Here is a 22,928-nt window from a genome sequence, read left to right as displayed (position 1 = left end):
TATTCCGCATCTATTGTTTGAATGTGTCCATCTATCGTAAAAATGTGTCCACCTATTCTGATATAGATTGTCTCCATCCAATTGTATGATATTTAATACGCTACTTCTAACTCGTCTAACGTCGATTTGACAAACGAAAGATCCGTTTTTGTCTCCATGACTAAAAATTCAAGATCTTCTTGACTGAGTTTTTCAGCCGTTTTAGCAGAAACTGCGTTTTTAATCAGTGATTTTCTGAGTTTTTCCATATCTAAATCCACTGCTTTTAGTAAACTTGGATGTTTTGGTAAAATGATATTTTTTCCTGGTACTTGATCCACTGGGTTGCCAAAGAATATCTCAATTCCATTGCTTCTTGCAAATGACAACTGTGGTTGAATATGCTTTCCAGCACCAGTATACTCAGTTTCTTGTACCACTAAGATTTGATCTTGATCCAATTCTTGAGCGATGCTGAAAGCAGCTGCAAGTGCAGTATTCCCAGCTGGTCCTTTTTCAAGACCTTCAAGTTGTGCAAGTGCTTCAGTCATATAAAAAACTTCACCTTGAGTCACAGTTACATAACGATCCATGTAACGCATTGGACGCGCAGCAGAACGCGGAACATCCGAACGGTCAGGAACTGTTGAGAACGGTACACCGAACCCTGTGTGACCTGTGGTAAATGATTTTTTGTTAAACTGTTGATCACTTGCCATATGAAGTCCCGACAAATCTACTGAAGCGCCGATAATTTTCGTATCAAATGCGCCTGCTTTATTGAGGCCTCTTGCTGTTCCAGTCAGATTCCCACCACCTGCATTGGTGCAGACCACTACATCGGGATCCTTGCCGTAACGCTCTCTACATTGCATAGAAAGTTCATAACCAAGTGTTTCAACGCCTGCTATTCCAAATGGTGTATAAAGTGATGCATTAAAATATCCCGTTTCTTCAAGTAAAAGCAAGAATTCGTAGAATAACTCTGGTCCAACCGAAAGTTGAATCACTTCTGCGCCATATGCTTCACATTTTCTGGCCTTTTCAACGATTTCAGGTTGACCGACTCCATTTGAATCATACGTTTCTTGAACGATGATACATTTAAGCCCCTGCATCGCTGCCTGTGAAGCAACTGCAGCACCATAATTGCCACTCGTCGCTGCGATAACGCCTTTATAACCGAGTTTTTTCGCATGATAGACAGCATTTGCTGCACGTCTTGCTTTAAAACTTCCAGAAGGGTTGCTGGCTTCATCCTTAATAAAGATGCGGGCACCTTTGCCTGGAGCGGCCATTTTTCGAGCGAGTGCCGTCATATTTTTAAGTTCAAGAAGGGGCGTATTACCTACGCCTGTGCTTCCTTGAATGGTTTGCATTTCTTCAAGTGTATATCCAGTTTCGCGCATCATTCTTTCGTAGTCAAATGCAATCCCTTCCCCTTCAAACGCTTGATAATCGATGCCAATAGCACTTTTCATAATTTCATTTTTCCGACTCATTACAGCAGAGTACGAATTATCTTTCATCGCCATCACCTCCAAAGAGTATGTCCTTTAGTTGTATGCCGATTTGTAAAATCTCAGGAACAAATTGTCCAAATGAATGTGAAAATGTTGGATCTGTTTCAACGATGGTACCTCGTTCTTTTCTGCCAGTCATAGTAATCACTTCAACCTCATCACCAAGTTGAGCATCGCTTTCACAAAATCCCTTTACCCACATCTCTAAAGGCACTTTTTTCGTATCATCAGGTACTTGTGGCGCTCTTTGTTCTGGAGTAAAAATAACACGATGTATTTTTACCCAGTCTCCTTTTTTAACTTCCACTAAAAAACACCTCTTTCCACTACTTTACAAATTTTCTCATATCTCCCATGATTGCTCTTGGCACTGGTAAATCTAACATTGTTTTTAAACCTGGATCTGCATTGATAACTTGAGGAATCATGTTAACGCACATAGCAATCGTTCCAAGACCACCTTCAACTTCAGGCTTAATGTTCATATTCACTTCTGGTGATCCTTTTAATGTAATGTAATCTCCTGTGAATGTGCCTTCCATTTCAGGTTCAATTTGTTGTGGGTGAATCATATTGATTTTTACTTGACCATCAACAAAACCTTGACCAGTCATATTAACGCCTGCTACATTTCCAGCAGCTGCAAATCCATGAGGTGATTTTCTATCTACAGTTGTCACGATTGGTTTCATTTGTGTTTCAATTTTATCGACATCCCAGCCAATTGCATCTGCAATCATGTTGATTGATTCAGCAAATCCAACGTGACCCGCTAAAGAGCCATCTGCAACGCCTGCATTAAACTCATCTACAGTGATGCCTACGCCTTGCTCTTCCATTACAGCCTTACCAAATGGTGATAAGCTGTTTACGCGTTTTGCTTCAATGTCAGTTACATTTGTCATACAACCTGTTAAAACTACAACTAATAAGTCCATGATTAAACCTGGGTTGATTCCTGTACCTAAAATTGAAACGCCATTTTCTTTTGCAATTCTATCTAATTCAGCTGCAAGTTCTGGGCTTTGTGCTTTTGGATAAGCCATTTCTTCAGCTGTTGAAATAACGTTGATTTTTTTCTCAAGAACGTGTTTTAATCTTGGGAATGCTTTTGATGTAAATGAATCTGTTGCACATAAACAGATATCGCAAGATTTTTCGCTAATCACTTCGTCGATGTTTTCATTTACGATAACATCTGCACGATTGCCTCTTTCAATGCCTAGAATTTCAAAAATACTCTTTCCAACTCTTTGTGGATTTCTGTCGCAAACGCCTACAATTTCAACGCCTGTTTTTGATAATAGCATCTCTGCCATACCGCTACCCATTGCTCCAAATCCCCATATTGCAACTTTAATATTTTCTGATCTCATATTGACACCTCCGAATAATTTGCCTTTTGGCTTATACTGTAAGTATACGCAAAAGTCGTGCCAAAATGTATAAACCTCGTCACTAAACCTTTGAAAGCATTGTAAAAAGCCACTGTTTTAATATTCATCCAATGAATAAACAGAATTTTTCAGATATTACATCGGTTCTTTCTTTCAAAAGCATCTCTTAAATTCACAATATGCAAAATATTTTGCATATTTACACGCAAAATATTTTGCATTTGCGTCATAAGAGCAAATTTTTTTGCACATCTTTTGCCATCATGCCCTCACTTATCAAAAAATAAAGAATGCACACTATTTAATAGGTGCATTCATCTGATCTCATTCAGAAAATATTTTAATTTTATACTGCAAGTTTTGTCTAGAAATATTCAAGTGCTTAGCAGCTTTGCTGATATTATTTTGATAAAGTTTCATCGTGTCTTCAATAATGGTTTTTTCAATGTGTAACAGATGTGCGTTCAAATCTAGAATGTCCGTTTTTTCGGGTTGCATATATTCTTTCTTCTTCATCAAAACTTCGGAAACATGCGATGGCATATGCTCTTTTCCAATGACATGTTCATCTGTGACAAGATTCATAGCAGATTCAATAAAATTTTTCAATTCCCGTATGTTTCCAGCCCAGTTATAATTTTTAAACGCCTCTAAAATTTCACTTGAAACCATCCAAACATCTTTATTTAATAGTTCATTATATTCTCTTATAAAATAATCCACTAATAGAGGGATATCATCTGCACGTTCATTTAAACTCGGTATTTTAAGATTGATGACATTGAGCCGATAATACAAATCCTTTCTAAACTGTCCTGTCTCAATTAAGTGCATTGGATCTTCATTTGTCGCAGCAATAATCCTTACATTCACTGGAATGTCTCTGTTCCCACCGACACGTCTCACATAGTTTTCTTGTAACACCCTCAGAATTTTAGCTTGTAGTGGTGAACTCATACTGTTGACTTCATCTAAAAATAAAGTCCCACCATCTGCCTGTTCAAACAATCCTGGTCGATCTTGTGCGCCTGTAAATGAGCCTTTAGAAGTTCCAAAAAGTAAACTTTCAAGCAGCGTTTCAGGTATCGCAGCACAGTTTTGAGCGATAAATGGATGATCTTTTCGATCACTTCCAAAATGAATACTTTGCGCAAATAATTCTTTACCCGTTCCCGTATCCCCATAAATCAATACACTTGAAATCGACTTCGCGGCACGTTTTGCAATTTTTATGGCTTCTAGATACTTGGTATTCTTCCCAATCAATTGATCAAAATGATATTGGCGTATGCCCGTTTCTTTTTTCAAAGGTTTAATCAATTTTTGCTGTAACTCGATAATCTGTTCGGACATGTCATTTACTGTGGTAATATTTTTAGAAATTTCCACAGCACCCACTAATGTGTCTCCGTCAAATATTGGCAGGGTCGTATTAATTGTTTTAATATTCTTTCCTTTGAAATTTAGATAACTTTGTTCTCGATTGACGATGGGCTTACCAGAAGATAGAACCGTCAATAAGGTACTATTTTCCTTTGTCCAGTCTGGAAACAAATCCAGCAAATGCTTTCCAATGACTTGCTTTTGTGACAATCCTTCAATTTCTTCAATAGCGCGGTTATATAGGATTGTCTTGCCCGATTGGTCAACAATATGAATCCCCTCTTCGATTGAATTAAAGATGTCTTTACTTGCGAAATTTAAAATATCCAAAAGAGTCATTAGCCATCACCTCTATTTTTACGTCTGCATCACCTTTTTCATCTTATTCTAAAGGGATGATATTTTCACAATCCTTTTGTATAATGCGAATGACATGAGCAATATATTTATCATTTTTAAGAAATTTTTTGTCGTTGAGTTTGATGATTAAAAAAGCGATGCTCATCACAACAAGTCCTGAAAATGCTGTTATCAAATCATTGCCACCAAACAAGCTATTTCCTGCAAGCAGTCCAGTTAACAGTCCAACTAAAGGAATCACATACATAATAAAGGCTGCACTTAAAACGCCATTTGTTGCCATTTCAACCTCAACTAAATCGCCTTTATGTGCATTTGCATCATTTTTAGCGATGAGTGTTATGTCTTTTTGTTCATCCCCCAAATGGCAAGCACCACAACTTCCACAGGCTGTATGTCTCATAAGTCTAAGTTTTAAATATGAGCCCATTTCTTCAATTACGATACCATTTCTATCCATTTTTTACCTCTCATCTGATAATGGCGCATGCCAACAAGACATGCGCCACTGAATGTGTTTTGACTATTTATCTGCTGGAATCAAACTTAAGTACAGTTCGTTTAATTGTTTTTGTTCAGCTTCTCCAGGCGCATTGGTTAACAGACATTTCGCATCTTGAGTTTTAGGGAATGCAATGACATCTCGAATATTATCCGTACCTGTAATCAGCATTGTTACGCGGTCAAGTCCATAAGCAATTCCACCATGAGGAGGTGCGCCAAACTTAAATGCGTCGATGAAGAAGCCAAATTTTTCTCTTGCTTCTTCTTCTGAAAAACCAAGTGCTTTAAACATACGCTCTTGAACTGCTGAATCGTGAATTCGAATCGATCCACCACCAATTTCATATCCATTAAGAACGATGTCATAAGCTTTTGCCCGGCAGTTTGCTGGGTCTGACTCTAATTTGTCGATATCTTCATCTTTTGGTGATGTAAATGGATGGTGTTTTGCAACGTATCGATGATCTTCTTCATCGTATTCAAATAATGGGAAATCCGTTACCCATAAGAATTTGTAATCTTTTGGATCTAAGATGCCAAGTTGTTTCGCAATTTCACATCTTAAAGCGCCTAATGAATCAAATACAACTGAAGGTTTATCCGATACAATGAGAATCATATCGCCATCTTTTGCATAAAAAATAGATTTCAATGTTTCAATTGAAGTTTCATTCAAAAACTTAGTAATAGAGGATTGAACTTCACCTTGATTAAATTTAATCCAAGCAAGTCCTTTAGCACCATATGTTTTTGCGAACTCTTCTAGTTTTGTGATGTCCTTTCTAGAAAAACGATCTCCAAATCCATTGATATTAATGCCTCGGATATCTCCACCTGATGCAAGCGCATCGCTAAACACTTTAAATTCTGTGTCTTTAAATACTTCGTTTAGACTCTTGAGTTCAAATCCAAAACGAATATCTGGTTTATCAGAACCAAAACGCGTCATGGCTTCATTATAAGGAAGTTTTAAAAGTGGTAATTCAACATCCACATCTGCAACTTCTTTAAAAATATGTTTGAGCAATTGTTCGTTAATTGCGCGAACGTCCTCCTCGTCAACAAATGACATCTCCACATCGATTTGAGTAAACTCTGGTTGACGATCTGCTCTTAAGTCTTCATCTCTAAAACATTTTGTGATTTGATAATAACGATCAAAACCAGATACCATTAATAATTGTTTAAACAACTGAGGTGACTGCGGGAGTGCATAGAATTTATTTAAATTAACACGGCTTGGTACGAGATAATCTCTTGCACCTTCTGGTGTTGGTTTCGTCAGCATTGGAGTTTCAACATCGACAAATCCGTGCGCATCAAAGAAACGTCTCGTTGCAGACGCAATGCGATGTCTTGTAAATAAGAAATTTTGCATTTTAGGTTTTCTTAAATCTAAGTAACGATATTTAAGTCTCAATCTTTCATTTGCATCATCATTGTCATCGACGTGAATTGGCGGCACATCAGCTTCACAAAGAATTTTTAAGCTATCTGCAAATACTTCAATTTGACCAGTTGCAATATTGTTGTTAACAGACTCCCTCTTTCTTACTGAGCCCGTAATTGCGATGACATACTCATTTCGAATCGTGTTTGCTTTTTCAAATGCGGCTTCCGATACTGCACTGTCAAATACGATTTGACAAATTCCCGTTCTATCTCTTAAATCTACAAAGATTAAGCTTCCTAAGTTTCGTCTTTTTTGAACCCATCCCATCAAGGTTACTGTTTCATCAATATTCGCTTCTCTTAATTCACCACAATACTGTGATCTTTTTAATCCGTTTAATGCTTCACCCATATGGCGCCTCCTATTATTCCTATTGCTTTATTTTATCATCGTTTAACGAAGAATGCATTAGTCTCTTGCATTTAATTCGATCTTGTTGCTTCATTTATTCAAAATCCCCATGTTCAAATCCGCTTATCCAAATCCGTTAGTTCAACTCACTTTACTTGAGCAAAGTCTTTTTCTCAAGAATTTCATCAAATCGATTGAGATAATCCTCTAAACCTTTAAAATTGGCAACGCGTTCAAAACGATTCTCAGAGGCTTCACAAATCTTCGATACCGCTCCTGCACCGCAAGCAACGATAGAATGTTTTTCTTCCATGATGCGCATATTATACAAAGACTCGTATCCTTCAAGAGCATATCCGACATTTTCAAGATGTCCAATCATTTTCTTCTGTCGATACATATAATAAGGTTGATATTTATGTTCTCGTAAAACGACGTTGGTATCTTCAAGCATCTCTTCAACAATTGCATCATGGGTCAACTCATGCCGTTCAATTTCCTCATGTAGCTTGGAGGCTCTCTTTACTGCCAGTGTATGAACCGTGATATTTTCAGGCTTTAGCTCAACTATTTGCTTGATTGTACGCTCTGCATCTGTTGTTGTTTCTCCTGGAAGTCCCAAAATCACATCCATGTTAATGCTGCGAAATCCAATATCACGAGCCATTTTCATGACGGTGATGATCTCTTCAGTCTGATGATGACGCCCAATTTTGACAAGCGTTTCTTGATTCATTGACTGTGGATTGATGCAAATTCGATCAACACCATAAGATTTCATCACTTTCAACTTCTGCTCTGTAATGGTATCAGGTCTGCCCGCCTCAATAGTAAACTCACGTAGCAGTGTCATGTCTAGTTTGTTAGAAATGGTTATGAGAAGCTGTTCGAGTTGTTTTTCATTCATACTAGTAGGCGTTCCGCCACCAATATAGATGCAATCTACGCGTTTTTTCAAACTATGAATATGATCAATTGCCGTTTCAATCTCAATATTTAACTTATCCAAGTAGGTTTGAAGCAATTTTCCCTTGCTCTTTAAATCATTTGAAGGAAACGAACAATAGAGACATCGCGTTGGGCAAAAAGGAATACAGATGTACAGAGAGATGGCGTCGGGATCGTTTGGTACGAGATAGGGCCGTTCTCTATACGCAACATCCATCATAAGATCAATTTTTTCCGGATGTATATGATAGACCTCTTTTAAATTCATACGAATTAAATCTTCAGTCATCCACTCATCTAACATCTCATGAACGATTTTAACAGGGCGAATGCCCACTAAAATCCCCCATTTTGAATGCGATCTAAACTGCTGACTTAAGATTTCATAGACGACTTTTTTTACAGGTACCTTTTGATTGATTGCCGTATACGGACTCATCTCGTTTCGATAATAATACTGTATCACGACCTCATCTATACCCTGGATCACTTCCAGTCCTGTTTCGCCTTGTTCCATTTGCTCATAAAAATCTGCTTGCCGTTCGACAAAGTGAATATTGTTTTTCATAAAAAAGAGTTCATAAATATATTCTAATTCATGAAAGGAACTGAGATTTTCATGCCGTATCCATATTCTTTCATTCATAAAATTATCCTTGTAAAAATGGATTTTTCCTTCTCTCAAAACCAATGGTCGTACCAGAACCATGACCACAGTGTACAGCGACATCATCATCTAGAACCATTATTTTTGTCTGGATGGATTGAATGAGCTGCTTGGTATTCCCACCGGGTAAATCCGTTCGACCGACAGATTGATAAAATAAAGTGTCTCCAACAAATATTTCTCCTGCTTCTTTAAAGTAAAGACAAATGCCACCTTGTGTATGGCCTGGTGTATGAAGGACTTGAGCTTTATATTGTCCAACTTCAATTATATCTCGATCTCCAATGGTTAGATCTGGTGTGACGTGAAAGCCCCCTGCAACCATGTCTATTGAGTGATTTAATTCAGGATTCAAAATCATTTCTTCGTCCAAATGATGTACTAAAATAGGTGCGCCTGTTGCTTTTTTCAATGCTTCAGCCGCTCCAATATGATCAAAATGTCCATGAGTCAAGACAATCTTTTCCACTTTATACTCTAAAAATTCTATTCTTTTGAGAATTGCATTGGCATCGCTCCCCGGATCAATCACAATGGCTTTCTTCGCGTCATTATCTGCGACAATAAAACAATTTACCGCTAGCTTTCCTACAATTATGCGTTCTACATGCATAGTATCCTCCGTGGTTTTATGACATCTATCAATTTATTGAATTCGTTGCACGATTCGGTTCCATCGTTAATTTACATTTATAAATTTACATGAATTAGAATCAATAAAAAAATCTAAGCTTCTGCATACTGCAAAATACCTAGAAATTTTTTTTACTGTCAATCATGAGCGTTACTGGCCCATCATTTTGTATATCTACCATCATTTCAGCTTGAAAGACGCCTGTTTTGACTGGCACTCCTAATAATTTAACTTTTTCAACAAACTGCTCATAGAGTGTATTGGCAATGTCTGGTTTCGCTGCACTCATAAAATTGGGGCGTCTTCCTTTTCGGCAATCTCCCATTAAGGTAAATTGTGAAATACATAACATTTCGCCACCTATATCCATAAGAGATAAGTTCATCTTTTGATCTTGATCTTCAAATATTCTTAAATTGGCAATTTTATCCGCCATGTATTCAACATCAGATAACGTATCGCCTTCTTCAACGCCTAAAAGGACGTTTAAACCTTTATCAATTTTCCCTACAACTTCTTGATCTACCACCACTGAGGAAAAATTAACTCTCTGAACAACTGCTCTCACTTAGCCTCCATAAATCCTTTTTTAAACATGCTTATTCTATACAAATCTGCTCCGTTTAGAAGAAACTGGTTCCTGTTTTCTACAAACCCAGTTCCTACGAACTAATTCTCTTAACTTCAATCACTTCATCTAAGTTGCGTAACTTTCGCATCAGTTTATTGAGTTCTTCAATATCAGATATTTCAAGTGAAATATTTACAATAGCAATGCCATTTTTATCAATTTTCGCATTGATACCCGACATAATCATGTCCTGTTCATGCATCATCATCGTAATCTCTGATAATAAACCTTTACGATCCAAAGAAACCACTTGAATACTCGCCGAATAGGAAGTCGACATGGTATTCGCCCATGCAACCTCTATAAATCGGTTTTCACTGTCATCCGTTTTCTCAAAGTTTTCACAATCACTTCTATGAATAGTAACACCTCTGCCTCGTGTAATATATCCGATGATATCATCGCCCGGAACTGGCATACAGCACTTTGCAAAACGAACCAGAATATCGTCAATTCCCTTCACGACAATTCCCGTGTCATTCTTTTTAATTTCTTTTTTCTTATTAACTTCTTCAAACTTATCTGTCTCATAACGCGCTTTTGATTGTTCTTCTTTTTGTTCTTTGTAATACTTTTCTTTAATTCTTGGAACAACCTGACTGGTTAAAATCCCCCCATATCCTATGGCGTTATACATGTCTTCCATAGATTTTAAACTTAATCGTTTTAAAATTGCCTCAAGGTATTCTTCGTTTAAAACGACCTTGGTCGGAACATTTTGACGTTTAAGTTCAGCAACCAACATCTCTTGGCCTTTTTCAACATTCTCATCACGACGTTCTTTCTTAAACCACTGCTTAATTCTTTGTTTTGCTTGTGTGCTTTTTACAAATTTAAGCCAGTCCCTAGAAGGGCCCTGTGCCGTTTTGGTGGTCATGATTTCAATGCGCTGTCCATTTTGAAGTTGATAATTAAGCGGAACAATTCTTCCGTTAACTTTTGCACCGATACATTTATTTCCAACTTCTGAGTGAATTTTATAAGCAAAGTCCACCGGTGTACTGCCAACTGGTAAATCAACCACTTGCCCATTTGGTGTAAAAACAAAAACTTCTGTATTAAACAAATCGAGACGCAATGAATTCATAAATTCACTTGGATCTTTTAAGTCGCTTTGCCATTCCATCATTTGTCTAAACCACTGAATTTTATCTTCCATGGCATCCGAAGTTGAGCGAGCACCTTCTTTATATTTCCAGTGTGCCGCAATACCCACTTCAGCAATATCGTGCATTTCTCTCGTACGAATTTGAATCTCAAATGGTTCTCCATTTCCCATCAAAGTCGTATGAAGCGATTGGTATAGATTGGGTTTAGGCATTGCAATGTAATCTTTAAAACGCCCAGGAATTGGCTTCCAAAGCGTATGTACCGCACCTAAAGCACTATAACAGTCCTTCACATCTTCGCAGATAATTCGAATGGCTGTTAAATCGTATATTTCATCAAATTCTTTATGCTGATACTTCATTTTTTTATATATACTGTAAAAATTCTTAGGTCTTCCGTAAATTTCAAAAGGAACACCTAAGTCTGTTAAAGCTTTTGAAATTTGGTGGATATAGTCATTAATAATAGACTCTCTCTCCGTACGTTTTTTATCCACTTTGCGTACAAGATCTTTATATCCTTCTGGATCCAGATATTTAAGGCTTAAGTCTTCGAGTTCCCATTTGATTTTAAAGATACCAAGGCGATGAGCAATCGGCGCAAAAATATCGATTGTCTCTTCAGCTTTCTCTCTTTGTTTTTCTGGGGTCATGGCTGCAAGGGTACGAATATTATGTAGACGATCTGCTAATTTAATCAGAATGACACGAATATCACTCGACATAGCCAGAAACATCTTTCGTAAATTTTCAACTTGTCGTTCTTGTTTGGTTTCATAGTTAATGACCGCCAGTTTCGTCACACCATCTACAAGCGCAGCAACATCTTTGCCAAAGAGTTTTTCAACTTCTGCCAAAGTCACGTCTGTATCTTCTACAGTATCATGTAAGAGCGCCGCAATAATGGTGTCTTCATCCATTTCGAGTTCCGCTAATATAAGTGAAACACTTACTGGATGATTAAAAAAAGCCGTCCCATCTTTTCTCAGTTGACCGCTATGTGCCTTTTCGCCAAATGTATATGCAGCCTCAATACGCTCTATATTAAGATAGGGCGCATAGTGCTTAATTTTGCCTAAATATCCCTCTAAGTTCATAGCCTCACCATCTGAAGTACATATTTTGATATAAAAAAAATCTGTAATTATTAAGAATAGTCCGGTCAATGTCTTGAACGAACTATTTCTCTTATATTTTACAGATATATTGAGTGTTTTACAACTCTTTTTTAAGACTCGTAACGAATGGCTGTGTACACATCATATTCACCAAGAACTTCTCTTCCATCTAAGAAGTCGAGTTCCATCAAGAATACAAGTCCTGCAACCGTTCCACCAAGTTTTTCTATTAATTTACATACTGCTTTTGCGGTACCACCTGTTGCAAGTAAATCATCTGCAACAAGAACGCGCATGCCAGGTTTGATTGCATCTTTATGCACTTCAAGTACATCTGTACCATATTCTAATTCATACTCGTGTTGAATCGTTTCATATGGTAATTTTCCAGGCTTACGAATCGGAACAAATCCTTTTTTTTCAATGACAGCCAGTGGCGCACCAATCAAAAATCCTCTTGCTTCAGGTCCGACAACTACATCGTATTCCACGTCTTTTAATAATTCAATGCACTCAGAAATGGCTTGATGATAAGCTTCTCCATCTGCTAATAATGTCGTTACATCTTTAAAACTGATTCCTTTTTTAGGAAAATCTTCTACTACTCTAATTTTCGATTTTAAATCCATACTAACCTCCATATCAAAGACGATTCGTCTTATTTACTTTTTTCACACTTATTGACTTTCTTCATACTTATTGACTTTTTTCATACTTATTGACTTTTTTCATACTTATTTGACTTTCTACATCTTATTTCCAATTGGTTGTCATATTCTTATAAAAATCAATTTGATCTAAATCTACCTTTTGGTCTGGTTTTGGAAGCCAAGTTAAAAGAATTTTTCCACAACATTCTTCGTATTGGCACAAGTTCATATCACTCAACAACCTTAAACAAATTTTAGATTTTGCAAGACTAAATTGACCTTTTAATGTGCATTCACTTCGATTGAGTTGGCTTTTATTTTGAATGAGTTTATAGTAATATGCCAAGTCGTTTCGATCGGGAATATACTCTTTTAACTCGATTTTTGAAGTCGTTTGACCGACTGTATATGCCCTATCACCATCAAAATCAATCGGCATGAAAATAACATCTACATACCCTTGACGACTTTCAAGAGGATTGATTTGATTATAATGAACTGTGTAGTGCGTGATATTCATTGCTAACACATAATCTCTAAACTTCATCAAATCCGACAAACTAAAAATTAACAGTAGATTCTTCTGAGGAACAGAAAATATTATATCAAAGGAGTCACTATTTGTAAATTTAACATTTTCATCGAGTGGTTTTGATTGAATCAAATACTGATAAATCGCATTCTGAATTGCATCATCCACTGTGTTTGAAAGTGGCATTCTCTCTTTAATCATGTCTTTAATCATAAACTGTACGGTTTCAACGCCCATGAAATTGTTTTTTTCAAGTGTAATGAGTAAATTCACCTTTTCATTTTTTCGCACAAACTTCGCATATTCAGCATGATTGAAAGCGAGTGCATCATAAACACGGCTTCCATCATTTACCACAAGTTTAAAGTGATTTTGAATTTTTCCGATGACTTTACAATCTTCGACAAATAAATCGGTGAAGACAAACTGTGGCTTGGGATTGCCAATACCAAATGGTTTCAGTTGCTCAATCCGCTCTACAAGCTCATGTGTTACACTACTTGGTTTTAGCATTCCATCTGCGCGTTCTTTAGATATCAGCATATATTGACGAATATGTTCTTTGCTATATGCCATTAAACCTTGCTTTAAGAGCGGAATATTTTCAGCAGGCAAACTCAAACCAGCTGCTTGTTCATGTCCACCAAATTTCTCGTATAGATGCTTAAAATGACTCAATACCTCATAGATACTTATGCCATCAACGCTACGAGCAGAACCTTTTGCATGAACGCCATCACTATTTAAAATCACAGTCGGCCGTCTGTATTTATCGGACAATTTAGATGCAACAATTCCAATAATGCCCGTATGCCAATTATTGCCTACGACTAATAAGATTTTCTCTTTTGCTAAATCCACCTGCTGATCAATATAGGCTTCAGCCGATTCCATAATTTCTTTTTCTTGCGATTGCCGATCCGCATTGAGTTGACTCAAATCTCGAGCAGTGGTTTGCGCGTTACTTTCATTTGATTCCAAGAGCATTTTAACCGAAATTGAAGGATTTCCAATTCTTCCAGATGCATTAATTCTCGGTGCAATAACAAATCCAATATGTCCAGGATTGATTTCTTTACCAATCAATTGTGCTTCTGAAAGAAGTGCTCGAATTCCGAGATTATTGGTTTGTTCCATCTGTTTCAAACCTACACTCGTAATAATTCTATTTTCATCAATTAATGGCACGATATCGGCTACAGTTCCTAGAGCCGCTAAATCAATTAAATCGTTCACACATTCACTAAACTGTTCACCAGAAATCGCTTGAACCAACTTTAACGCCACACCACACCCTGCAAGGAATTTAAAAGGATAATTTCCCCTCTTAGGATTAATCACTGCAACCGCATTTGGTAGTTCACCTTCAAACTCATGATGATCAGTCACAATAACATCTAAGCCATGATCTTGTGCATATTGCACCTGTTCAATGGCTGTGATTCCACAGTCTACTGTAATTAGAAGCTTTGCGCCTTGTTCAATAATCGAATCTACACCGACAAAACTAATCCCATAGCCTTCATCATGACGATCCGGTATATAAAAATGCGTTTCAACACCGATAGATTGAAAATACTTTGATAAAATTGATATGCTGGTAATGCCATCTACGTCGTAATCACCATAAATCCAAATACTTTCCTTATTATCAATTGCTTTGCGAATACGCGTCACTGCTTGATCCATATCATCTAATAAAAATGGATCTCGAAGTCTTGAAATATCAGGATTTAAAAATGCCTCCACTTCCTCGACTGTGGTAAACCCTCGGTCGAGAAGTAATTTTGTTATGAGAGGATCTTGCTTAAATAATCGACTGTAATGCTCGATCTGTTCTTGATTTTGATCTGAAAATTTCCATACTGCATTTTGAAATATCATTTATTCACCTTAACTATCATATTATATACACAGCTCTCTACCTCTATGCGTTTGGAGATTCAGTTTCTGTGGATTTCTTTAGATTTCGAATCATTTCATCTTTTTGTAAAATCGTCATGTCTCTTTGTTTCAAAGCTTCTTCTTTGATTTTCATCTGTTTTTCTAGGTCTTCAATTTTTCTATTTGCAGCTTTAAAGTCTTTCGCATTTTTATACTTTCGAACAGTATCAATGACCGCAATCATCATTGCGCCAATTAACATGGATACAATAATAATCAAAGCTAATGAAATTTCTAAATCTGTCACAAATAAATTGACCTTCACTGGTGCTGCGTTAAAAATCGTGAAAATGGTCACTAAAATCGCAAAAATCAAACCCAAAATAATACTAAGTTTCATGAAAACCTCCTTGCTACTTTGATTAAAGGAACATAGTCTATTATAGTCTATTCTTCATTCTCTGTCGAATTTATTCTCTTCATTATGTATTAAGTATTGCTGTTCGTGTTGAAATAAGTATTGCTGTTCGTGTTGAAATAAGTGTTATTGTTCGTGAGATAATACATTCTGTTGTTCTTGTTGTAATACGTTCTCTTGTTCGTGTTGTAATCATTGGTTGTCATTTATCTATGGATCAAAAATCTTAATTCTATGTATCTGGTGATTGATGGAGCTTTGCCTAATTTGAAAAGGAAAATTTGTGCACATTTGTATAGAATATGAGAGCTGAAAAAGTCTAAGACCTTTTCAGCTCAATTGAAATTACTCTTTTTATTTTAAAAATCAATTATTTATTACCGTAAGCACCTTTTTTGCCAATATAATTTCTTGCAATTGCCCAAACTGGACTTGCAATGAACATTGACGAATACGTACCAACAGCTATACCCACAAATAATGGGAATGCAAATTCTTTGATAGAAGTTGCACCAAATGCAATTAATGCACCAATTACCAATAACGTCGTCAATGACGTGTTCAGTGTTCTTGTGAGCGTCTGTGTAATTGAAGTATCAATTATCGCAGCGTGATCCTTTGTTTTTTCACGTTTAACATTTTCACGAACACGGTCGAATACTACGATGGTATCGTTGATCGAATAACCGACAATCGTCAAAATTGCAGCAATAAACGATGAGTTCACTGTAATGCCAAAGATCGCGTAAATTGAAATAACAAATAACACGTCATGCGCAAGAGCTGTGATTGCAGCTACACCAAATACAAGCTCAAATCTAAATGCAATATAAACAAGCATTGCAGCTGAAGCAATTAAAACAGAAATCAATGCTTTTTGACTAATTTCTTTACCCATCGCTGGACCAAATTGCTCTGAACTCGCATTTTTCATGTTCTCCTCTGAGATTGAAAAAGTCGCTTGTAATTTATCGAATACCAATTGACGATTTTCGTTATTAAGGGATTCTTTCGTTTTAATTACGACACCTGTTTTATCTTCACCCGTGTGAACGATATCAGCATTCAATTTAAACTCGCTGATTGCATCTTTAATATCATTTACCGATACTGTTTTTCCAATTTCAATTTGCATCATGGTTCCACCAGTAAAATCGATACCAAGATTCAAACCATTAAATAGCATCATTACAATCCCTGCAATGATGACAATTCCTGAAAAAGCAAAGAAGAACTTGTAGTTTTTCATAACTTTAATGTCTCTCATCTTCCTTACCCCCTTGATCCGTATAGTTTTTTACGATCTGTAAAACCAAGAGATAATTTAAGCAGCGATTTTGTTACAACAACTGCAGTAAACATACTTGACAAGATACCGATCATTAAAGTCACTGCAAAACCTTTGATTGGGCCTTCACCAAATGCAAATAGCACAATTGCAGCAATCATCGTCGTTACGTTTGAATCAATAATGGTGCTCATCGCTCTATGGAAACCACTATCGATAGATGCTCTAAGTGATTTGCCTGCTTTCATCTCTTCTTTTAATCTTTCAAAGATAATAACATTTGCGTCAACGGCCATACCAAGGGAAATAACGATACCTGCAATACCTGGAAGTGTTAAAGTTGCATTAAATCCGATCATGATAGATACAACAATAATTGCATATAACACTAAAGCAATTGCAGAGATAATGCCCGGAATACGGTAGAACACAATCATAAATGCCATAACCAACAAAATACCCACAAGAGCAGCCTTTACAGCAGAGTTAAATGAGTTAAGTCCAAGTGTCGGACCAACAACACTTGTTTGTTGTTCAATCAGTTTAACTGGAAGTGCACCACCACGAATGAGCATTGCAAGTTCATTCGCTGTATCATAAGTAAAATTACCTTGAATAATAGCAGATCCATCGGTAATTTCTTGATCTGCAGTAGGTGCTGAAATCACTTCGCTATCTAATAAGATGGCAATTTGTCCTGCGCCAGATGGCATTGCAGCGGATTTTTTAGTCCCTTCTCTAAATAAGTCAGTTCCTGTTGCGTCAAAACTCAATGCAACTACAGGTTGATTATACTCATTCTTAGATACAAAAGCATCTTTAATATTCATACCTGTTAAGATGGATTCATATTGAAAATCAGTTGCTTTCATGCCAGTTTCAGCTTTCACATCACCTGTCACTAAAACAAATTCTAACATCGCAGTTTTACCAATTGTCTCAATTGCTTCTTCAGCATTTGAAACCCCTGGAAGTTCAATTCTTAGTCTTTTATCACCTTGTAAGGTAATAACTGGCTCAGTTAAACCAAGTTCGTTGATTCTTTTGCCGATAATTTGCTTTGTTTGTTCCATTGTTCTCGTTAAGTCGTCACCTTTTTCATCTGTATCAGCTTCATATACAACGACTACACCACCTTCAATATCAAGACCAAGTTTTAATTGAGCTTTGACAGGTGAAATGGAAAATTTACCGATTGTTAATCCGTTAATTGCTACAAATGCAGCCCCTGCAATAAGTGCGACTATCAGGAAAAACAAAAATGTGTTTTTTCCTTTCATTTCGAATGCCTCCTATTTTGATTTATAGTGCTTTGATAATTCCACATATCCTCTTGCAGATTGCATAATATGCTCAATCTCTTCATCTGTCAGGGACCGTACGACTTTTGCCGGCGAGCCCATCACCAAAGAGTTGGATGGAATTCTTTTATTAGGTGGTACTAAAGAGCCTGCTCCTATGATGACATTGGATTCAATATAAACGCCATCTAAAAGAATCGATCCCATGCCAATCAAAACATTGTCTTCGATTTGACAGCCATGGCAGATTGCACGATGTCCAACGGTTACGTTATTTCCAATGACAGCTGGATATCCGTGACTTGTATGAATCATTGATAAGTCTTGAATATTCGTGTTTTCACCAATTTGTATAGGTTCTACGTCACCCCTAACTATTGTATTATACCAAATGTTCGCATTTCGTTCTACAATAACTTGTCCGATCACTTGTGCGGTATCAGCGATAAATGACTCATCGTCAATTTTGGGATGAAACCCTTTCACTTGAGAAACCATAATCCCTCCTATTTATCTTGATGGTTTAATTTACCATAAATATAAATGGAACTTTCAATTCTCTTTCTTTCGAGTTCACAACCAATTTCATAAGGGACAAAAATGTCGTGATTGAAGTTGTACGCATTGGCATGGCAACCACCACTACAATAGAATTTTGCCCAACACGAACGGCATTTTTCTTTATTATAGACATGCGCATTTTTAAATTGATTGGAGAGACCAAAATCCAATATCCCCGCCATAACATTTCCCATTTTAAAATGCTCATCTCCAACAAACTGGTGACATGGGTACACATCTCCTTCAGGTGTAATGGCAAGGTATTCAGAACCCGCACCACATCCTGAAAGACGTTTCACAACGCATGGGCCTTGATTCATATCTATTGCAAAATGGAAAAACTTGAAAGCTTTATCCGTTCCATTTCGTAAAACAATCTCTTCTGCAAGACGCTCATATTCCGCTTTTAGGACATCAAGATCTGCTTCAGTAATGGCATAACTATCCGTTGGTTTTGCTACGACTGGTTCTACCGACGTACTTTCAAATCCTAAATCCGCTAGATGAATAACGTCTTTTGAAAAATCAAGGTTATTTTTGGTGAACGTTCCTCTTACATAGTAAGATTTTCCGTCGCGCTTCTCGACCATCTTCTTAAATTTTTCTACGATAATATCATAAGTTCCGCCTCCAGATATTGTATATCTCATGCGGTCGTTGACTTCCTTACGTCCATCGATACTTAAAACAACATTGGACATGTTTTCGTTGATGTAGTCCATATTTTCGTCATTTAAAAGAACGCCATTTGTGGTAATGGTGAATCTGAAATTCTTATTATAAATCGGTTCCAAACTACGTCCATAGTCTACCAATTGTTTAACGACTTCAAAATTCATGAGGGGTTCCCCACCAAAGAAATCCACTTCTAAATTTCTTCTATTACCTGAATTCATCACGAGCATGTCGAGAGCCTTCTTACCAACTTCATATGACATCAGTGAACGATCACCCTTAAAATCTCCTTGTGATGCGAAACAATACGCACAGCGAATATTGCAATCATGAGCTACATGTAAGCACATGGCTTTCACCACTGGCGCACGATTATTGAATTCTGCAGAACTGATGTATTGATCATCTGTAAATAACATGTCATTTTCAATTAAATAATCAATTTCATCAATGGTTTCTTTTATGCTGTCTTCCGCATATTTTCCCATGAGTTCTCTTATGACAGTAATGGCATTTTGTTGTGGGTAGAATTCAAGTACATCAAAAACAATTTCATCGATGACATGTACTGCGCCACTGTTCACATCAAGCACGAAAAACATATCACCTTGTTTAAACTTGTGAATCATTGAAACCTCCTAATTTCATTGCAAGAAGAAAAGCAGCTAAAGGCTGCTCTAATGTGTAAAACTATTCATATTCAATCTGAAGCTTTTTATTTTTTTTCTCTTTCGCACTCTTGATTTCCTACTGTACAAGATGTTTTGCAAGCAGATTGGCAAGAAGTTTGACACTCACCACAGCCACCATGTGCTGCTGAGCTTTTTAAAGTTCCTTTATTTAATGTTTTTATGTGTTTCATATGAGATGCCTCCTTATAAAATTAAATACAAGCTATTATATCACGATATAATAGCCATGAAAAGACTTAATTCCGTCAAATAAAAAAGTGAAGTCAACAGTCATCGTTGAATTCACTTCATTTTAGCCAATTACTCTTCGTCAGCTGCATCCTCGTATTCAACCTCAACAGCTGAATTACTTGCTTTATCGACAGTTGAAATTGCCCATTTTTTAAACTGTAATTTTGTTTTAGCAGAGCCCACTTCAAGAGTGAATTCTTCTTCTTTTACTTTTGTCACTTTACCTACAATACCACCAATTGTGGTTACATAATCGCCTGCACGCACGCTGTTTCTAAGATCAGCTGCTTGTTTGCTTTTTTTCTTTTGTGGTCTGATGATGAGAAAATACATCAAAGCAAAGAAAAATGCCATATAAAGAATTAAACCAACTGCGCTATTACCCATTCGTATTCTCCTCAAAGAAAATTTGCCTTACGGCTTACTCTCTCATTATATCAGATTTTTAGGTCAATACAAATTGAAAATTACTCACCATAATATTTTGCAAAAAATTCGTTTCTAAAATCCATCAATCGGTCTTCCATAATCGCTTCACGGACTTGTTTCATCAAATTGAGTAAAAAGTGTAAATTGTGCGTCGACATCAATCTCGCCGATAAAATTTCATCCGCTTTATAGAGATGTCTTAAATAAGCACGCGTATAATTTCTACAACAATAACAATCACAATTTGGATCGAGTGGCGTAAAATCATGGATGTATTTAGCATTTTTAATCGCGACTTTTCCTTCAGACGTCATCGCAGTGCCATTGCGTGCAATTCGAGTAGGAAGTACGCAGTCGAACATGTCGATGCCTCTAATCGTCCCTTCTATTAACGCATCTGGACTACCGACACCCATTAAATATCTCGGTTTGTCTTTTGGTAGGAGTGGCGTCGTATAATCAAGGACTTCATACATGATGTCTTTAGGTTCACCCACGCTCAAACCACCAATTGAATAACCTGGAAAGTCCATCTCTACCATTTCTTTAACGCTATGCTCTCTGAGATCTCTGTAAACCCCACCTTGAATAATGCCAAACAGCGCTTGATTTTCAGTATTTGTATGAGCTGTTTTGCAGCGTGCTGCCCAGCGAATGGTTCGATCAAGTGAATTTTTAACGTATTGATAATCTGCTGGATACGGTGCACATTCATCAAAACACATGATGATATCCGCGCCAAGTGCATTTTCAATTTCCATGACCTTTTCAGGAGATAAAAAGTGTTTGCTTCCATCGAGATGCGATTGAAATTCAACACCTTCCTCTGTAATTTTTCTGAGATCTCCTAAGCTGAACACTTGAAATCCCCCACTATCCGTTAGAATTGGTCGATCCCAATTCATGAATTTATGAAGTCCACCTGCTTCTTTAACGAGTTCGTGACCCGGACGTAAATATAAGTGGTATGTGTTGGATAAGATAATTTGTGCATTCATTTCTTTTAACTCTTCTGGCGTCATCGCCTTTACAGTTGCCTGTGTGCCCACTGGCATAAAAATCGGCGTCTCAATGACACCATGAGGTGTGTGAAGACGACCTAATCTCGCTCCAGTTTGTTTACATTCTTTTATCAGTTCATATCTTATTGCCATGGTGAGCTCCCTTCTAATCAATCATCATCGCATCGCCAAAACTAAAGAAGCGATACGAATCTTCCACTGCGATTTTATAAGCATCTAAAATGGTTTCTCGATCAACTAATGCACTCACTAACATGATCAGTGTCGACTCTGGTAAATGAAAATTTGTAATGAGTCCATCGACCACTTTAAATTGGTAACCAGGATAGATAAAAATCTCCGTCCATCCACTTTGTGCTCTTAGTAAACCGTTTGAATCGGCTATCGTTTCAATGGTTCGCGTAGACGTTGTACCCACTGAAATTACGCGACCACCTGCCGCTTTACAGTCGTTGATGATCTTTGCATTTTCTTCATCGAGCATATAGTATTCAGAATGCATTTTATGATGGTTCACATCATCTACTTTTACTGGTCTAAATGTACCCAATCCTACATGCAATGTAACATAGGCAATTTTAACGCCTTTATCGATTGCCTTTTGTAAGAGTTCTTCGGTAAAATGTAATCCCGCTGTAGGTGCAGCTGCTGAACCATCGTGTTTTGCAAATACAGTGTTATATCGCTTCGCATCTTCTAGTTTAGCTGTAATATATGGCGGCAATGGCATTGAACCAAGCTCATCTAGGATTGCTTCAAAAACACCTTCATATGAAAATTCTATAATTCTCGAACCTTCATCACCTACTGCAATGACTTCACAAGTCAGCTTGCCATCACCAAAGCTGAACTGTGTACCGACTTTCGCTTTTTTTCCAGGTTTTACGAGCGTTTCCCATTGGTTGGCGCTTAAGCGCTTTAAAAGCAAAAACTCAACGACTGCGCCTGTATCTTTTGTACCAAATAACCTCGCTGGAATCACTTTTGTATTGTTTAAAACGAGACAATCGCCTGAATGCAATCTGTCTATAACATCATAAAATCTCTTATGCTCAATTTGATGAGTGTCACGGTTAATCACCATTAACCGCGAACTCGAACGATCCTCTAAAGGGGTTTGAGCAATAAGAGATTCAGGTAAATCAAAATAAAAATCACTTGTTTTCATTGTGCACCTTTCACTTTTAT

21 protein-coding genes are annotated in these 22,928 nt (G+C 37.0%); all 21 read right to left on the bottom strand.

What is annotated here, in order from left to right:
- Positions 1-92: 92 nt before the first annotated feature.
- Entirely contained in the window at positions 93-1,508 is a 1,416-nt protein-coding gene (ortB, locus tag ACZ41W_RS01640; protein WP_464313137.1) for a 2-amino-4-oxopentanoate thiolase subunit OrtB, read from the bottom strand.
- Positions 1,498-1,809, bottom strand: a complete 312-nt coding sequence (ortA, locus tag ACZ41W_RS01635; RefSeq protein WP_464313136.1) for a 2-amino-4-oxopentanoate thiolase subunit OrtA — start codon at positions 1,807-1,809, stop codon at positions 1,498-1,500. The genes ortB and ortA overlap by 11 nt, the downstream gene beginning before the upstream one ends.
- A 19-nt stretch (positions 1,810-1,828) precedes the next feature.
- Positions 1,829-2,878 (bottom strand): 2,4-diaminopentanoate dehydrogenase, encoded by a 1,050-nt coding sequence (gene ord / locus ACZ41W_RS01630; protein WP_464313135.1) that lies wholly within the window; start codon positions 2,876-2,878, stop codon positions 1,829-1,831.
- A 345-nt stretch (positions 2,879-3,223) separates the two neighbouring features.
- A complete protein-coding gene (locus tag ACZ41W_RS01625) occupies positions 3,224-4,621 on the bottom strand; it encodes a sigma-54 interaction domain-containing protein (protein ID WP_464313134.1) in 1,398 nt (465 codons plus the stop codon).
- Positions 4,622-4,664: 43 nt separating this feature from the next.
- On the bottom strand, positions 4,665-5,102 hold the full coding sequence (locus tag ACZ41W_RS01620; protein ID WP_464313133.1) for a SoxR reducing system RseC family protein: 438 nt from the start codon (positions 5,100-5,102) through the stop codon (positions 4,665-4,667).
- Positions 5,103-5,165: 63 nt separating this feature from the next.
- A complete protein-coding gene (gene aspS, locus ACZ41W_RS01615) occupies positions 5,166-6,950 on the bottom strand; it encodes an aspartate--tRNA ligase (RefSeq protein WP_464313132.1) in 1,785 nt (594 codons plus the stop codon).
- 151 nt (positions 6,951-7,101) lie between these two features.
- Entirely contained in the window at positions 7,102-8,544 is a 1,443-nt protein-coding gene (hemZ, locus tag ACZ41W_RS01610; RefSeq protein ID WP_464313131.1) for a coproporphyrinogen dehydrogenase HemZ, read from the bottom strand.
- A 4-nt stretch (positions 8,545-8,548) separates the two neighbouring features.
- Positions 8,549-9,178 (bottom strand): MBL fold metallo-hydrolase, encoded by a 630-nt coding sequence (locus tag ACZ41W_RS01605; protein WP_464313130.1) that lies wholly within the window; start codon positions 9,176-9,178, stop codon positions 8,549-8,551.
- Between the two features lie 139 nt (positions 9,179-9,317).
- A complete protein-coding gene (gene dtd / locus ACZ41W_RS01600; RefSeq protein ID WP_464313129.1) occupies positions 9,318-9,767 on the bottom strand; it encodes a D-aminoacyl-tRNA deacylase in 450 nt (149 codons plus the stop codon).
- A gap of 94 nt (positions 9,768-9,861) precedes the next feature.
- Positions 9,862-12,036 (bottom strand): RelA/SpoT family protein, encoded by a 2,175-nt coding sequence (locus ACZ41W_RS01595; protein WP_464313128.1) that lies wholly within the window; start codon positions 12,034-12,036, stop codon positions 9,862-9,864.
- Between the two features lie 131 nt (positions 12,037-12,167).
- Positions 12,168-12,686 carry an adenine phosphoribosyltransferase gene (locus ACZ41W_RS01590; protein WP_464313127.1) on the bottom strand — a complete coding sequence of 173 codons (519 nt, stop codon included), beginning with the start codon at positions 12,684-12,686 and terminating at the stop codon, positions 12,168-12,170.
- A gap of 124 nt (positions 12,687-12,810) precedes the next feature.
- Complete coding sequence (recJ, locus tag ACZ41W_RS01585) at positions 12,811-15,123, bottom strand: single-stranded-DNA-specific exonuclease RecJ (protein WP_464313126.1); 2,313 nt, start codon at positions 15,121-15,123, stop codon at positions 12,811-12,813.
- A 43-nt stretch (positions 15,124-15,166) separates the two neighbouring features.
- Entirely contained in the window at positions 15,167-15,523 is a 357-nt protein-coding gene (locus ACZ41W_RS01580; protein ID WP_464313125.1) for a LapA family protein, read from the bottom strand.
- A gap of 388 nt (positions 15,524-15,911) precedes the next feature.
- Positions 15,912-16,808 (bottom strand): protein translocase subunit SecF, encoded by an 897-nt coding sequence (gene secF, locus ACZ41W_RS01575; RefSeq protein WP_464313124.1) that lies wholly within the window; start codon positions 16,806-16,808, stop codon positions 15,912-15,914.
- A 5-nt stretch (positions 16,809-16,813) separates the two neighbouring features.
- The gene (secD, locus tag ACZ41W_RS01570) at positions 16,814-18,109 is read right to left on the bottom strand and encodes a protein translocase subunit SecD (RefSeq protein ID WP_464313123.1); all 1,296 of its coding nucleotides are present in this window, start codon (positions 18,107-18,109) and stop codon (positions 16,814-16,816) included.
- Between the two features lie 12 nt (positions 18,110-18,121).
- A complete protein-coding gene (locus tag ACZ41W_RS01565; protein ID WP_464313122.1) occupies positions 18,122-18,628 on the bottom strand; it encodes a gamma carbonic anhydrase family protein in 507 nt (168 codons plus the stop codon).
- A gap of 8 nt (positions 18,629-18,636) precedes the next feature.
- On the bottom strand, positions 18,637-19,995 hold the full coding sequence (gene scfB, locus ACZ41W_RS01560) for a thioether cross-link-forming SCIFF peptide maturase (RefSeq protein WP_464313121.1): 1,359 nt from the start codon (positions 19,993-19,995) through the stop codon (positions 18,637-18,639).
- An 86-nt stretch (positions 19,996-20,081) separates the two neighbouring features.
- On the bottom strand, positions 20,082-20,228 hold the full coding sequence (scfA, locus tag ACZ41W_RS01555; protein ID WP_464313120.1) for a six-cysteine ranthipeptide SCIFF: 147 nt from the start codon (positions 20,226-20,228) through the stop codon (positions 20,082-20,084).
- A gap of 130 nt (positions 20,229-20,358) precedes the next feature.
- A complete protein-coding gene (gene yajC / locus ACZ41W_RS01550) occupies positions 20,359-20,676 on the bottom strand; it encodes a preprotein translocase subunit YajC (protein WP_464313119.1) in 318 nt (105 codons plus the stop codon).
- Positions 20,677-20,756: 80 nt separating this feature from the next.
- Complete coding sequence (gene tgt / locus ACZ41W_RS01545) at positions 20,757-21,872, bottom strand: tRNA guanosine(34) transglycosylase Tgt (protein WP_464313118.1); 1,116 nt, start codon at positions 21,870-21,872, stop codon at positions 20,757-20,759.
- A 13-nt stretch (positions 21,873-21,885) separates the two neighbouring features.
- Entirely contained in the window at positions 21,886-22,908 is a 1,023-nt protein-coding gene (gene queA / locus ACZ41W_RS01540; RefSeq protein WP_464313117.1) for a tRNA preQ1(34) S-adenosylmethionine ribosyltransferase-isomerase QueA, read from the bottom strand.
- Between the last annotated feature and the right edge of the window lie 20 nt (positions 22,909-22,928).

This window comes from Fusibacter fontis (genome assembly GCF_055378735.1).
This window is presented reverse-complemented; position numbering and strand designations above follow the sequence as displayed.

Bases quoted from the DNA above. Each gene is read 5' to 3' on its own strand.
- ACZ41W_RS01580 (WP_464313125.1), bottom strand. From the start codon at position 15,523: ATGAAACTTAGTATTATTTTGGGTTTGATTTTTGCGATTTTAGTGACC.
- ACZ41W_RS01565 (WP_464313122.1), bottom strand. From the start codon at position 18,628: ATGGTTTCTCAAGTGAAAGGGTTTCATCCCAAAATTGACGATGAGTCA.
- scfB (WP_464313121.1), bottom strand. From the start codon at position 19,995: ATGATTCACAAGTTTAAACAAGGTGATATGTTTTTCGTGCTTGATGTG.
- hemZ (WP_464313131.1), bottom strand. From the start codon at position 8,544: ATGAATGAAAGAATATGGATACGGCATGAAAATCTCAGTTCCTTTCAT.
- ACZ41W_RS01595 (WP_464313128.1), bottom strand. From the start codon at position 12,036: ATGAACTTAGAGGGATATTTAGGCAAAATTAAGCACTATGCGCCCTAT.
- ACZ41W_RS01605 (WP_464313130.1), bottom strand. From the start codon at position 9,178: ATGCATGTAGAACGCATAATTGTAGGAAAGCTAGCGGTAAATTGTTTT.
- aspS (WP_464313132.1), bottom strand. From the start codon at position 6,950: ATGGGTGAAGCATTAAACGGATTAAAAAGATCACAGTATTGTGGTGAA.
- ord (WP_464313135.1), bottom strand. From the start codon at position 2,878: ATGAGATCAGAAAATATTAAAGTTGCAATATGGGGATTTGGAGCAATG.
- secD (WP_464313123.1), bottom strand. From the start codon at position 18,109: ATGAAAGGAAAAAACACATTTTTGTTTTTCCTGATAGTCGCACTTATT.
- secF (WP_464313124.1), bottom strand. From the start codon at position 16,808: ATGAGAGACATTAAAGTTATGAAAAACTACAAGTTCTTCTTTGCTTTT.
- queA (WP_464313117.1), bottom strand. From the start codon at position 22,908: ATGAAAACAAGTGATTTTTATTTTGATTTACCTGAATCTCTTATTGCT.
- ACZ41W_RS01590 (WP_464313127.1), bottom strand. From the start codon at position 12,686: ATGGATTTAAAATCGAAAATTAGAGTAGTAGAAGATTTTCCTAAAAAA.
- scfA (WP_464313120.1), bottom strand. From the start codon at position 20,228: ATGAAACACATAAAAACATTAAATAAAGGAACTTTAAAAAGCTCAGCA.
- yajC (WP_464313119.1), bottom strand. From the start codon at position 20,676: ATGGGTAATAGCGCAGTTGGTTTAATTCTTTATATGGCATTTTTCTTT.
- ACZ41W_RS01620 (WP_464313133.1), bottom strand. From the start codon at position 5,102: ATGGATAGAAATGGTATCGTAATTGAAGAAATGGGCTCATATTTAAAA.
- recJ (WP_464313126.1), bottom strand. From the start codon at position 15,123: ATGATATTTCAAAATGCAGTATGGAAATTTTCAGATCAAAATCAAGAA.
- ortB (WP_464313137.1), bottom strand. From the start codon at position 1,508: ATGAAAGATAATTCGTACTCTGCTGTAATGAGTCGGAAAAATGAAATT.
- tgt (WP_464313118.1), bottom strand. From the start codon at position 21,872: ATGGCAATAAGATATGAACTGATAAAAGAATGTAAACAAACTGGAGCG.
- ACZ41W_RS01625 (WP_464313134.1), bottom strand. From the start codon at position 4,621: ATGACTCTTTTGGATATTTTAAATTTCGCAAGTAAAGACATCTTTAAT.